The organism is Lactobacillus kefiranofaciens (genome assembly GCF_014656585.1).
Classification (GTDB): domain Bacteria; phylum Bacillota; class Bacilli; order Lactobacillales; family Lactobacillaceae; genus Lactobacillus; species Lactobacillus kefiranofaciens.
The window spans coordinates 890,608-904,745 of record NZ_CP061341.1 but is presented as its reverse complement, the minus strand read 5'-3'; the positions used below and the strand labels follow the sequence as shown (position 1 = coordinate 904,745).

The 14,138-nt window shown below is 37.2% G+C and carries 10 protein-coding genes and 1 pseudogene; 5 read left to right on the top strand and 6 right to left on the bottom strand.

Features of this window, described 5'->3' with window-relative positions; all coding sequences use genetic code 11:
- Positions 1-27: 27 nt before the first annotated feature.
- Genes citX through arcA form a run of 4 tightly spaced genes read right to left on the bottom strand, consistent with a single transcriptional unit; the run spans position 28 to position 3,795 of the window.
- Positions 28-564 carry a citrate lyase holo-[acyl-carrier protein] synthase gene (citX, locus tag ICI50_RS04545; RefSeq protein WP_013853955.1) on the bottom strand — a complete coding sequence of 179 codons (537 nt, stop codon included), beginning with the start codon at positions 562-564 and terminating at the stop codon, positions 28-30.
- A 13-nt stretch (positions 565-577) separates the two neighbouring features.
- Positions 578-1,510 carry a carbamate kinase gene (gene arcC / locus ICI50_RS04540; RefSeq protein WP_188892033.1) on the bottom strand — a complete coding sequence of 311 codons (933 nt, stop codon included), beginning with the start codon at positions 1,508-1,510 and terminating at the stop codon, positions 578-580.
- A 1-nt stretch (position 1,511) separates the two neighbouring features.
- Positions 1,512-2,552 (bottom strand): ornithine carbamoyltransferase, encoded by a 1,041-nt coding sequence (gene argF, locus ICI50_RS04535; RefSeq protein WP_013853953.1) that lies wholly within the window; start codon positions 2,550-2,552, stop codon positions 1,512-1,514.
- Between the two features lie 13 nt (positions 2,553-2,565).
- Positions 2,566-3,795, bottom strand: coding sequence for an arginine deiminase (arcA, locus tag ICI50_RS04530; protein ID WP_188892031.1), 1,230 nt, complete (start codon positions 3,793-3,795; stop codon positions 2,566-2,568).
- Between the two features lie 189 nt (positions 3,796-3,984).
- On the opposite strand from arcA, the gene ICI50_RS04525 reads away from it, so the two are divergent.
- Positions 3,985-6,258: an HAD-IC family P-type ATPase gene (locus ICI50_RS04525; RefSeq protein WP_188892029.1), complete on the top strand. Its 2,274-nt coding sequence runs from the start codon at positions 3,985-3,987 to the stop codon at positions 6,256-6,258.
- Between the two features lie 55 nt (positions 6,259-6,313).
- Here the strand turns inward: ICI50_RS04525 and ICI50_RS04520 are convergent, their stop codons facing one another.
- Positions 6,314-6,805, bottom strand: a complete 492-nt coding sequence (locus ICI50_RS04520; protein WP_095341979.1) for an SLAP domain-containing protein — start codon at positions 6,803-6,805, stop codon at positions 6,314-6,316.
- A 137-nt stretch (positions 6,806-6,942) separates the two neighbouring features.
- On the opposite strand from ICI50_RS04520, the pseudogene cls reads away from it, so the two are divergent.
- From cls to ICI50_RS04500, 4 genes and pseudogenes are all read left to right on the top strand, one after another.
- Positions 6,943-8,432 (top strand): annotated as a pseudogene (cls, locus tag ICI50_RS04515) (cardiolipin synthase).
- A 110-nt stretch (positions 8,433-8,542) separates the two neighbouring features.
- A complete protein-coding gene (locus ICI50_RS04510) occupies positions 8,543-9,331 on the top strand; it encodes a homoserine O-acetyltransferase/O-succinyltransferase family protein (RefSeq protein ID WP_082598974.1) in 789 nt (262 codons plus the stop codon).
- Positions 9,332-9,346: 15 nt separating this feature from the next.
- Complete coding sequence (gene cysK / locus ICI50_RS04505) at positions 9,347-10,276, top strand: cysteine synthase A (RefSeq protein ID WP_013853948.1); 930 nt, start codon at positions 9,347-9,349, stop codon at positions 10,274-10,276.
- Positions 10,277-10,395: 119 nt separating this feature from the next.
- On the top strand, positions 10,396-11,508 hold the full coding sequence (locus tag ICI50_RS04500) for a DUF871 domain-containing protein (RefSeq protein WP_013853947.1): 1,113 nt from the start codon (positions 10,396-10,398) through the stop codon (positions 11,506-11,508).
- 135 nt (positions 11,509-11,643) lie between these two features.
- Here the strand turns inward: ICI50_RS04500 and ppsA are convergent, their stop codons facing one another.
- Entirely contained in the window at positions 11,644-14,091 is a 2,448-nt protein-coding gene (gene ppsA / locus ICI50_RS04495) for a phosphoenolpyruvate synthase (RefSeq protein WP_279593437.1), read from the bottom strand.
- Positions 14,092-14,138 lie beyond the last annotated feature (47 nt).

Sequence of the window (14,138 nt, the reverse complement as noted above, 5' to 3'; positions counted from 1 at the left end):
AATTATAGAATTTTGATCATTTAATTTTCATTTTACGTATTTAGTATATAAATTAGAAATATATTCTTGCATCTCGCTAACTGAATGACGTCGTGAACGTGCACATTCTTTAGCCGGACGTGAACACAAAAAGCATTGCCGCGCTTTTCGTCTCAAATCTTTGCGCGAAATTGCTCTTGCTTGATCTTTAACTAACACATCTGCATCAAATAAACGCCCCAATTGAGTTTGATCTTCAAATTCAACCGTTGACAATTTAACTTTTTTAATTGGTAAAGCAAGAATATAAAAATTCTCACTGCCCGTATCTTGATCTAGCGCTGAAACCAGTTTATAAGGATATCCTAATTCTTGCCATTCATTTTCTAATTGCTTAATCCCTGTTTGAAACAATTTTTCTAAATACTGATTATTTTTAATTGGTCCAGGAATATTTAAATTAACATCTACTAACGTATCTGCTGGATATTTTTTGAAAATTGCCTGTTGCAAAGCTACTCGTTGATCCTTAGCAGCTAAAACCTGATTAATAGTTTGAGAATTACCTTCATTAAAAATATTCATCTAATCACCGTAATTAATTATAAACGATTGTACCTACACCAGTATCTAATTCATCAGCATTTTTTAGTGAAGTGATAATCGCAGAATTGCCTGTTTTTTCTACAAATTCAATTGCAGCTTCAATTTTTGGTTTCATACTGCCGGCTGCAAAATGACCTTGATCAAGATATTCTCTTAACTCATCTACTTTAACTTTGCCAATTGCTTTTTGATTATTCTGATTATAGTTCAAATAGGCATTATCTACCGTAGTCAAAATGACTAGCTGATCCGCTTCAATATCCTCAGCTAGCTTTGCGGCACTATAATCCTTATCAATCACCCCGCTTACGCCTTGCAAATGATTATCTCGCACAATTACAGGGATGCCACCACCGCCGGCTGCAATCGGTACAAAGTCTTGTTCCAGCAAATGTTTAATAATTGGAGCATTTACAATTTCCTGCGGCTCAGGTGAAGCAACGACCTGGCGATAACCGCGACCAGCATCTTGCTTATAAACATAATCAGGATGATAGATTTTTTGCTTTTGCATCTCATTAAAGTTATAAAATGGGCCAATTGGCTTGGTTGGATTCTCAAAAGCAGGATCATTAGCGTCAACAATTGTCTGCGTTATCAGCGTGACCGCTTGACTAGGAAAATGATCATGGTGCAATTGATCATCCAAAGCTTTCTGCATCCAATAGCTGATACTGCCTTGGGTCATGGCACTAATCGTATCCAGCGGCATAGCAGGATTAGACTTGCTTGAGCCTTGATATTGCTGTAGCAAGAGATTGCCTACTTGGGGACCATTGCCATGAGTAATTGCCACTTGATCGCCGTTTTCAATCATTTGCGCGATTACTTTCATCGTCTTGCTAACAGCTTCTTGCTGGGCAGCTGCGCTATTATCTTTAGCTTGAATTGCGTTACCACCCAAAGCTACAACTATCTTTTTCATTTTATTCACTTCTTTCATCAACTGATGGAATGAACAAATTACCTAAAGTAGCAGCCATAATAGCCTTAATTGAATGCAACCTATTTTCTGCCTCCGTGAATTGCCAAGCATACTTTGAATTAAAAACTTCATCAGTAACTTCCATCTCACTTAAGCCATATTTTTCATAAATTTGTTCACCAACATTGGTACTACGATCATGAAAGGCTGGCAGACAGTGCATGAAAATCAATTGATCATCCGGCGTACCCGTTTTTCTCATTATTTCCATAGTCACCGTGTATGGCTTTAGAAGCTTAATTCGCTCACTCCAGTCATTTTCACCCATTGATACCCAAACATCAGTATAAATGATATTAGCGCCTTTAACGCCTTCTTCAATATCTGCGGTAATTAAATTTTTGGAACTTGAATCTTTAGCAAATTTATCCGCAATTGCTTGAACGTCAGGATGAGTAAATAAAGGTTGTGGAGTAACAATGTGAATATTTACGCCCAGCATGCTGCCTGCTACCAGCAAGCTGTCGGCAACATTATCACGACCATCACCTATATAGGCTAAGGTAAGTCCCTTTAAATGTCCGAACTTTTCTTTAATAGTCATAAAGTCTGCTAGCATTTGGGTTGGATGCCACTTATCTGTTAATCCATTCCAAACGGGAACGCCGGAATACTTAGCCAAATCTTCTACATCTTTTTGAGCAAAACCGCGATATTCAATTCCGTCAAACATGCTACCTAAAACCTTGGCTGTATCCTTAACGCTTTCCTTTTTTCCTAAATGAATCTCACCTGCACCCATATACTCTGGATTAGCACCTAAATCATTGCAGGCAACTACAAAAGCTGAACGCGTTCTAGTCGATGATTTTTCAAATAGTAGAGCAATATTCTTACCCTTTAAATATTCATGCGGAATATGCTCCTTTTTTAATTCCTTTAAATGTAAGGCAAAATCAATCAAGTAATTGATCTCTGTTGGAGTATAATCTTTACAATCTAAGAAACTTCTGCCTTGAAAAACGTTTTGCAAATATTTCATTTTTATACCTCTATCATAAATCTTCCCGAACAAGAGGACAGGACATGCATCTTGGGCCACCACGCCCACGCGACAATTCACTAGAACGGATTTCATGAACTAAAATGCCATGCTTTCTCAATAAATCATTAGACACATAATTACGGTCATAGGTCACTACTTCACCCGGAGCAATGGCTAAAGTGTTCGAGCCATCATTCCACTGCTCTCGCGATGCAGCGATCGAATCACCACCACCTGTTGGAATTAAGTCAATTCCCGATAAATTCAAATATTCCTTCAATGTTTTGACCAAATTATGTCTTGGCGTAATCGTGATATTGCCATTTTTCCCTAATTGTAAGACATAGATCTCAATCTCTCCTGCTTTATCTAAAATAAAGGGATGAACAGTAAACTGATCATAATTAATCATAGTAAACACTGTATCAAGATGCATCATCGCGTGATTATGCGGAATTTTAATGGCTAAAATGGTGTCATAACTAGAATGACCGAACAAGCTATGAGCTAAATCCGTAATTGCGGCAGCCGATGTTCGTTGTGAAATCCCAATAGCCAAAACATGCTTATTTAATACCAGTTCATCGCCACCTTCAAGTCGACCATGGGTATAACGATCACGCCAAACAGGAATTTGCTTATCTTTAAAATCAGGATGATTCTGCAAAACGCTCTCCATAAATAATGATTCACGTCTTCTTGCTCTAAAAGTCATCCGGTTAATGGTCATTCCATTGCCGATGGCGGCCTGCTGATCACGCATAAAGTAAACATTAGGCATAGGATCAAGATAAAATGGATAACTTGGATCTTCCGCTAAATCAGCTAAAGATGGTCTAACATTTTTAATTTCAGCTTTTTTAACGCCTGCAATAATCTGGCTCACCATTTGCTTGACTGGCAAGTCTAACAAATAATCCATTAGCAGTTGATGCAGTGGATCATTATTCTTAATCCCTGATTCTTCAAGTAATCGATCTAAGAACTTTATTCGAACTTCTTTATTAATTAAAGAAGCAGCCAATAAATCTTCTAAGTACACTACATGGATTCCCCGCTTTTTTAAAGTATCGGCAAAATAATCATGTTCTTCCTGAGCAATTTTTAAATAAGGAATATCATCAATTAACATTCGATTCAAAATATCAAGAGATAAATTCTCCAATTCTTTTTCTGGTCGATGAAGCAACACTGTTTTTAATTTACCAATTTCTGAATAAACATGAATAAAATCAGCCATCTAATCACTTCTTTCTTAATGCAATCGCTTACATATATTATGTAACAATTAGCTAATAGTTACAATGTGATTATAAGAAATCATTCTCTTTGAAGAACGTATAACTGCGTCTCCGATCTTTTACATTTAGTATTTTCATCTCAATGGTTTATGTGCTATTTTAATAAGGTAGAAATTGGAGGGAAATATATGTCTAAAAAATTTCACGGCTTAAGTCAAGCTGAGGCTGACAAGCGTCTTAAAGAAGATGGCTTAAACGAAGTCCCTGAGCCAGAATATAATTTCTTTAAGGAATTTTTATCAAAACTTTGGAATCTATCTGCCTGGATCCTTGAGGCTGCCTTAATTCTCGAATGCATCTTAGGCAAATGGATTCAATCATTATTTGTTTTACTAATGCTGCTTTTCGCTGCCTTTAATGGTGCTTCCAAGAAGAAACAATCACGACGCGTGTTAAACAGCATCTCGCATAAATTAACGCCGAAAGTCGCTGTAGAGCGTGACGGCAAATGGATCAAAATCGATTCTAAGCAATTGGTTAAAGGCGACTTGGTCTCTTTACAACGTGGAGATGTCCTTGTAGCTGATGTTAAGCTAGTTGATGGTAAAATTGCTTGCGATGAAAGCTCAATTACCGGTGAATCCAAACCCGTCAAAAAAGAAATAGATAGTACTGCTTATGCAGGTACAACAGTTGTCGAAGGCGATGGTTTAGCTGTTATTACTGCCACTGGTAAAGATTCAAGAAGTGGTAAGACCATTAACTTGATCAATAATTCTGCTGCACCTGGTCATTTACAGCAACTTTTGACCAAAATTATTTACTATCTTTGTTTGCTTGACGGTGTGCTTACTTTAATTATTATCATTGCTTCATTCTTCAAGGGTGGTAATTTCAATACCTTGATCAATATGCTGCCATTTTTAGCAATGATGTTTATCGCTTCGATTCCAGTAGCCATGCCATCAACATTTGCTTTATCTAACTCATTTGAAGCAACTCGCTTAAGTAAAGAAGGCGTTCTAACAGCCGATTTAACTGGAATTCAAGATGCAGCCAATCTAAACCTGCTTTTACTTGATAAAACAGGAACAATTACCGAAAATAAAACTGCAGTGGCCAGCTGGAGCGACTTAAGCAATCTGCCTGACAAAGATGTTCTAACTTTAATAGGGGCAGCTACTGACAAGAGAAATCCAGGAATTATCGATACTGCAATCACTGGATTTTTAACTCAAAATAGCATCCCTGTGATCGACGCCACCAAATTTACTCCATTTACATCAGATACAGGCTATTCAATGGCTGAAATAGATGGGCACAATGTCAAATTAGGTTCATTTAAACAGCTATCACTCATTGATACTAATGCCAATAATGAAATTGCGGGCATTAATTTCCGCGCCGGTCGTTCCGTTGCCGTATTAATCGATGATCGGCTAGCTGGTGTCTTTATTTTACAAGATAAGGTTAGAGATGATTCTAAAGCAGCCTTAGCAGAACTCAAAAAACGTGGCGTACGTCCAATCATGTTAACTGGTGATAATCAGCGTACAGCTGCTGCAGTAGCTAAACAGGTTGAATTAGCTGGTGAAGTCATCTCAATTCATGACTTTAATGAAAATACTGATATCGATTCATTAGCAGGAATCGCTGATGTTTTACCCGAAGATAAACTCAAAATGGTCAAGTTCTTTCAAGAAAAAGGCTACATTGTAGGAATGACTGGTGACGGTGTGAATGACTCGCCTGCATTAAAACAAGCTGAAGTTGGAATCGCCGTTTCTAACGCAGTCGATGTAGCTAAACGTTCCAGCAAGATGGTTCTACTGGATGACGGCTTAAGCTCAATCGTAAAGATTCTTGATGCTGGGCATCGCGTCTACCAACGAATGACTACTTGGTCTTTAACTAAACTAGCTAGAACTGCCGAATTGACTATGTTACTGACCTTTGGCTACTTATTTTTCAATTATATTCCAATGGCTCTCAATGCTATGGTTATTTACACGATCATGAACAACATGGTTACAATGATGATCGGCACCGACCGAACTCATATTACCTACAAACCAGAGAATTGGAATATGGCTAAGTTAGCTAAGATTGCCTTTTCTTTAGCAGCTGGCTGGACCTTGATAGGTTTTGCCTTCGTTTGGTACTTAAATACCAATAGTTGGCGTCATGGAAGCATTTCAACAATGGTTTATATTTACTTAGTCCTAAGTGCCATGCTAATCGTATTGATTACTAGAACTCGTAAATTCTTCTGGCAGGATTATCCGTCGAAGTTAGTTGGTATCGTTCAAATTGCTGACGTTATTCTAACCTTTATTTTGGCTCTTTGCGGGTTAGCAATGATGCAAATTAGTTGGCAGAATCTTTTAATTACTGTTGTTGTTGCTTTAATTGCAGCTATATTGATCGATCTAGTCTATCAACCAATCATGAAAAATAGATAACTAAATACAGAAAAATAACCTAGGAAAATCTCAATCCTAGGTTATTTATTTACACTTAATTCATCAATGTAGTCAGAACGTTCATAGCCTTAACATATTCACCAGCACCAATTTTTACAAATGGCTTCTCTTCAATCTCTTTGTGTCCCAAGTAATGAACCTTAGTACCTCTTCTCAAAAACTTACCAGGAATTTTTTCACCTTTTTCATCATAAACAAATGATGGTTTCTTAATTTTATTCATTACATTAATAGTTGATTCAGAATATGGTAAGAAAGCTTCTTTTTTCACAAATCTATTCTTGGCAATTTTAACATAGGTATTACCATTGATTATCTTAATGGCACGAACCTTATAAACCTTGCCTTTTTTCAAATGACCAACCTTAATGCCTTTCCTGTTATAAACACCGGCACCGCGGGTTAAGTTTAACTTTTTACCCTGTCTGATTGGATTGGAAGATACAGCACTAACAACTGGAGCTGTTGTGCTAGCCAAAGTCATGCTAGCTAACATTACACCTGCTACATAGATAATCTTTTTCATAATATCTACCCCCTCGCAATGTTTATTCTGTCTTCAGCTTTATTTTAACAAAAAATACCCTATTTTTGCGATACTTTTTAATAAAATTTTCTATACAAAATCTGCTAAAATTATTTAGTAAGAAAGGAAGAGTAATTATGGTTTTAACTTGGAACGTTATTCGTCGCACTATTGAAGTTTTATGGTTAATCAACATCTTTTTTGCAGTATGGACAGTCTTTAGAAGTCGCCGCAGTGTTGTGGCTACCTGGGCGTGGATGTTGGTGTTAAGTGTCTTACCAGGAGTTGGATTTATCTTATATCTCTTCTTTGGTAGACAATTATCACATGATGAAATCTTCGCTTTGCAAGCAGAACAGAAAGAGGTTCGCGAGCATTATTTAAGACAGCAACGAAAAATGCTTAAAGACGAGGATCTTTTACCTAAAGAAGAGCATATGACAAGGGCTCGGATGCTAACGGAACTGAATTTAAACAATGACGATGCTATTATGACCTTTGATAATCAAGTAAAAGTTTTTATCAAGGGCTCGGAATTGTTCAAACGCATGATTCAGGATATTAAGAATGCTAAAGAATCTATCAGCTTAGAATTTTATACCTTTTTTGATGATCAATTAGGTAAACAAATATTAGCCGCGCTAGAAGAGGCCGCAAAAAATGGTGTCAAAGTTAGAGTAATTTATGATAGTACTGGCTCACGTGGCACTAAGCCCGCTTTCTTTGATCATCTAAGAGAATTAGGTGGACAGGCTCAGCCTTTCTTATCTACTTCTAAAAAGCATTGGTTCACTACTCCTAGAATGAATTATCACTTGCACCGCAAATTAGTTATTATTGATCATAATGTCGGTTACATTGGTGGTTTTAATATTGGAGATCAATATGTTGATCGTTCTGAAAAATTTGGACACTGGCGCGATACACATCTGCGGGTTGTTGGTCAAGCTCCAATTTTAATGGAAGTGCGTTTCGCCATGGACTGGAACACCTCTACTAGAAGAACAAATTTACCTAAATTCAAACTTGATGAATTGAAAAATTTAAAGTCAATCGTAATAGCATGAATCAAAACAACAATGTCGCTATGCAAATCGTATCTTCTGGTCCAGACAATGAACATTATGGCATCCGGCGCGGCTATGAAGGAATTATCGCTAGTGCAAAAAAATATGTCTATATCCAAACGCCTTACTTAATTCCGGAAGACTCAGTGCTAGAGGCTTTAATCATTGCAGCCAATAGTGGCGTTGATGTTAGAATCATGATCCCTTGCATGCCTGATCATCCCTTTGTTTACCGCGCAACCGAATACTATGCTAAGTATTTAGTAACTCACGGTGTAAAAATTTATAAATATAATAATGGTTTTATCCATGCTAAGACTGTAGTGAGTGGTTCTAATATTTCTTCAGTTGGTTCAGCTAATCAAAACTTCCGTAGCTATACTCTTAATTTTGAAGTTAACTCATTTAATTATAATGAAGCATTAACTGTGCAACTAAAGAAGATTTTTGAAAAAGATCTAGCTGATTGTACATTATTAACCACAGACTATTTTGACAAGCAATCATCGTGGCTGAAGTTCAAACAATACTTTTCTCGCTTGCTCTCACCTATTTTCTAAAACTTTTTCCGACTGGCAAAAATTGCCAGTTCTTTTAAGCTTAATTTCTTCACTTATTTTAAATAAGCTATATAATACTTACAACTGATAAAAAGTAAGGAGGTTAAAACTTGACTAAGCAATTAAAAATAGGCATTTTGAACCTAATGCATGATAAATTAGATACGCAAAGAAGATTTGCTTCTGTCTTACCTAATACCGAATTGATATTCTTCTATCCGCGCATGCATTATCTAAATCGATTAGTACCTAATGAAGTTGCTCAAACTTCCAAACCACTCAATTTAGAACAAATTAATACCCTAGATGGTTTTATTATCACAGGTTCACCTATCGATCAAATTAAATTTCAAGATGTGACCTATATCGAGGAAATTCGATGTTTGCTTAATAAACTTAATCAATTAAAAATCCCACAGTTGTATTTCTGTTGGGGTGCAATGGTTGCTCTTAACCATTTTTATGGAATTCAAAAACAAATCTTATCCGAAAAAATCTTTGGAATTTATCCACATCTAATTATCGCACCACATCCTTTATTAGATAGACTTAGTCAAGGATTTATCGCTCCTCATGCACGCTATGCAGAAATGGATAAAAAACAAATCCTGCAAAATCCACATTTAGTAATCAATGCAGTAGACGATAATGGACATTTGTTTATGGTTTCTAATCCTGACAAGCCTGAGCAAAGTTTTATTTTTTCTCATATCGAATACGATCAAAACGGCTTAAAAGATGAGTATCAACGAGAAGTAGCTGCTCACCCAGAGCGCAATTACAAAAAGCCGGCAAACTATAATATGGCTGCTCCCCTCTTTCAATGTCGGAACACACAGCAAATATTTTTTACTAACTGGCTTAAACAAGTTAAACAAAACAAATTAGTTTTAGAATAAACAAGAGGTAAAATTATGAATACAGTATTTAATTCAGTTACAGAGTTAGTGGGCAATACGCCATTATTAAAACTAAACCAGGTAGTTCCAGAAGACGCAGCTAATGTTTATGTTAAATTAGAATTTGAAAATCCTGCTGGTTCTATCAAAGACAGAATTGCCTTAGCTATGATTGAAAAAGCTGAACGTGACGGTAATTTAAAACCAGATCAAACAATCATTGAACCAACCTCAGGCAATACTGGTATTGGCTTAGCAATGGTTGCCGCAGCTAAAGGCTATCATATCATTATCGTTATGCCAGAGACAATGAGTGTTGAACGACGTAAATTAATGAAAGGCTATGGTGCTGAACTTATCCTAACTCCTGGTAGTGACGGCATGAAAGGCTCGATCGCTAAGGCAGAAGAACTAGTTAAAGAAAAAGGCTATTACATGCCAATGCAATTTGATAATCCCGAAAATCCTAATATCCATGAATTAACTACTGGACCTGAGATTATCAGTGCAATGAATGCTATTGGGCAACCTATTGATGCTTTTGTAGCTGGAGTAGGCACTGGTGGTACTCTCTCAGGCATTGGTCGTGCGTTAAAACGTGAAGATGCTAACACCAAGGTTTACGCCTTAGAACCCGCTGAATCGCCTCTTCTAAAAGACGGTAAAACAGGCAAACATGGTATACAAGGTATTGCCGCTGGCTTTATTCCTCAGAATTTGGATAAAAACGTTTATGATGGTGTGATTGAAGTCTCAACAAATGAGGCAATGAATACTGCACGCGAAGTTGCCAAAAATGAAGGCTTCTTACCAGGCATTTCAGCTGGAGCAAATATTCACGGTGCAATCAAATTAGCTAAAGAATTGGGTAAGGGTCATAACGTGGTTACTGTTGTTCCTGACGGTGGAGATCGTTACCTTTCTACTGCTTTATTCAAAGCTTAAAAGTAAATGCAAATGGATGGACGCTAAGTTCATCCATTTTGTTTTTGGCCATTGGACTAGACCTTTATTCAAATGTTCGCTATAATTGGTATAGACACATATGAAATGAGGTATTCCTAATGACAATGAGATCTTTAGGTCTGTCAATTTATCCAGACCACAGCAATTTTGAAGACAATGCCCGTTACTTAGAATTAGGACACAAATATGGCTTTAGTCGCATCTTTATGAGCATGCTAGAAGTGCAAGGAAGTCTTGCTGAGACCCAAGCAAAATATAAAAAAATTATTAAATACGGTAATCAATTAGGCTACCAAACCTTTTTAGATGTATCACCACAATTATTTGATCAATTAAACATTAGCTATTCTGACTTAAAATTTTTTGCAGAAACTGGAGCAGCAGGAATTCGCTTGGATCAAGCTTTTGACGGTGCAACTGAAGCAATGCTGTCATTTAATCCATATGGTTTAATCATTGAACTTAATATGAGTAATGATGTTGACTACCTAAATAATATTATTTCTTACCAAGCTAATACCCCATTTATTTATGGTTGCCATAATTTTTATCCTCAACGAGGTACTGCTCTTCCCTATGACTTTTTTCTAAAATGCAGTCAGCGCTTTAAAAAATTCGGTATTCACACTGCCGCCTTTGTTTCTAGCCAAACGGGAAAAATTGGACCTTGGAATGTGGAAGATGGATTACCTACCTTGGAAGAAGATCGAGATTTGCCTATCGACGTTCAAGCAATGCATCTTTTTGCTTCTAATATGATTGATGACGTAATTATTGGTAATGCCTATGCAAGTGAAACTGAACTTAAAGCCTTAGCAAAAGTTAATCGTTACCAATTAATGCTACATGTTGACTATGTAAAAGACATTTCTGACATTGAAAAAACGATTGTAGAAGAAACGCAGCATTTTCGTCGCGGAGATATGACCCAAGCTGTTATCCGGTCAACCATTCCACGAGTAACTTATAAGGATATCACGAATACTCCTCATGATAATAATGAAGAATTTCAGCGTGGAGATATCGTAATTGGCAATGATAATTTTGGCATTTACAAAAATGAACTGCAAATCATTCTTCAACCACATAAAGAACCTAGAAAGAATAAAATTGGTTCAATTCAAGCAGATGAATTATTCTTGCTTGACTTTATCAAACCTTGGACCAAATTCAAACTAACTAGCAAATGGCAAAAAAATAACTACCCCTAGCAAGATATTCCTGTTAGGGGTAGTTTTTTCATTTCTGTTGATCTTATATCACCAGCGGTGACATAATACTTCTTTTAGTATAGCCATCTTTCATTATTAGATCAATAGCCAACTTAAAATAATTGACAACTACTTTTACCATTCATAATCAGTTGGATCTTGACGACCTAGTCCAGTTGCATGATCTAATAAAATTCTTTGTTCATAATGGGCCACATTCAACTTGGTTTCCTTCACCATATCTGGGTTGACAGATACATAGTCGATCCCACTTCTAACTAAGAATTCAGTAAATTCTGGATATTCTGATGGAGCTTGACCACAGATTGAAACTGTCTTGCCATCCTTGTGTGCAACTTTAATCAAATGGCGAATTGCACGCTTAACTGCCAAATTACGCTCATCAAATAAACTAGAAACCGTATCATTATTACGATCACAGCCAAGGATCAACATAGTTAAGTCATTTGAACCAATTGAGTATCCATCTACATATTGGTTAAATTGATCAGCCAAAATAATGTTGGATGGAATTTCAGCCATCATGTAGACTTTAAAGTCGGCATTTCTAACCAAACCTTGATCACGCATAATATCAGTAACTTTACGTGCTTCATCAACGGTTCTGCAGAATGGAATCATCACATTCAAGTTCTTCAAACCATAATCATTGCGTACCTTCTTAACTGCTTCTAATTCTAGCTTGAACGCATTAATGTACTTCGGATCATAATAACGTGAAGCTCCACGCCAACCTAATAGATCAGCTGGTTCATGTGGCTCATACTTTTCTCCACCCTTTAAGTTGCGATATTCACCTGACTTAAAGTCTGAAAATCTCAAAACAACTGGACGCGGTGCCATTGCACGAGCGACTTTGCTAATACCACTAGCTAACTCATTTACTACTCTTTCTGGATGTCCAGTTTCAATTAAATATAGTGGGTGCTGGTGAATATAAGTAGTCCATAAAAATTCTTCCCGCATCAAACCAATACCATCTGCTGGCAAGCTTGAGTATTTTTCAGCTAAATCTGGATCACCTAAATTCATCATAACTTTGGTTGCTGTTGGTGGGAAATACTCTGCAACTTGTGGTGCTGCTTGAGTAGTTGCCTTCGGCTTAGCCACTTCTTCAGTCTTGCCTTCATAAACGACACCATCTTTAGCATCAACAGTTACGATTTGACCAGTCTTCAAGGCTTTGGTTGCTGCCGTGCCACGGCTTGTAGTACCAACCAAACAAGGAATTTGCATTTCACGAGATACAATAGCAGCGTGGCAAGTCATGCCACCATTATTAGTAATGATTGCGCTGGCTTTCTTCATTGCAGGCACCCAGTCTGGTGAAGTCATCAGAGTTACTAAGATTTCGCCCTTCTTGAATTCGCTAATATCCTTTGGATCGTCAATTACGTGAACCTTGCCTGCAGCAAGACCCGGGCTAGCTGGCAAACCTTTTAATAAAACTTTGTGGTCTTTAGTAATAGCAACTTCATCTGTTGATGAGCTTTCATCTTTTTCATTCTTCTTACGCTGTGACCAAACAGTCTCAGGACGGGCTTGGACTAACCATAACTTATCATTTTGATCTAGTGACCACTCCATGTCCATATAACAGCCATAGTGCTTTTCGATTTGCTCTGCATAGCCTGCAAGCTCAATTATTTGCTCATCAGTTAAAGCTGGCTTCTTAGCAATATATTCTGGTACATCTCTTTGTTCGACACCACCACCTGGCAGGCGAATTAACTCAATATTTTTATTGTTAATTGTCTTGCTTGAGATGGTCATCGTCTTTTTATCAACAACGTAGTTATCTGGCGTTACAGTACCTTGAACAATATATTCACCTAAGCCCCATGAACCTTCGATCATTACCTTAGTGTCATCACCAGTAGCTACATTAACTGTGAACATTACACCAGCAGCTTTTGAAAAGGCCATCATTTGAATAGCCGCAGATAAGGCAACCTTTTCTTCAGGGAAGTGTTGCTTAATTCTATAATAAGTTGCACGATCAGTATACAGTGAAGCATAACAATCTTGCACTTTACGGATAACATTGTCCCGACCATGAACGTTTAAGTAAGTATCTTGTTCACCGGCAAAACTTGCATTTGGCAAATCTTCTGCAGTCGCACTAGAACGAACAGCTACGTAAGGTTCATTTTGCCCCATTCTCTTAGCTAATTGATCATATGAATCACCAATAATCGTTGCCAAAATTTCTGGCATTTTAGCACTCTTAATTACTTTTCTGATTGTTGATGCTACACGATGTAATTCATCTGAATCTTCTGGATCTTTCAAAGTAGCCAAAAGCTGATCAACCTTTTCACGACAGCCCGTAGTTTTCATAAAGTAGCGGTAAGCGGTTGAGGTTGTCGCATAACCATAAGGTACTGGAACATCCGTACCAGAAGTTAATTCACCTAACGAAGATGACTTGCCACCTACTAAGTTAACGTCTTCACGACGTAATTGATCAAACCACAGAACAAATGCTTTCTTCCGATCTTCATCGGTTAACTGACCAACATCATCATTAACAACAATATTCGGAATATTAGTTTCCTTCATAGAATTCACACTTTCTGAAAATTATAGTAAGCGCTTTCTTTTTACAC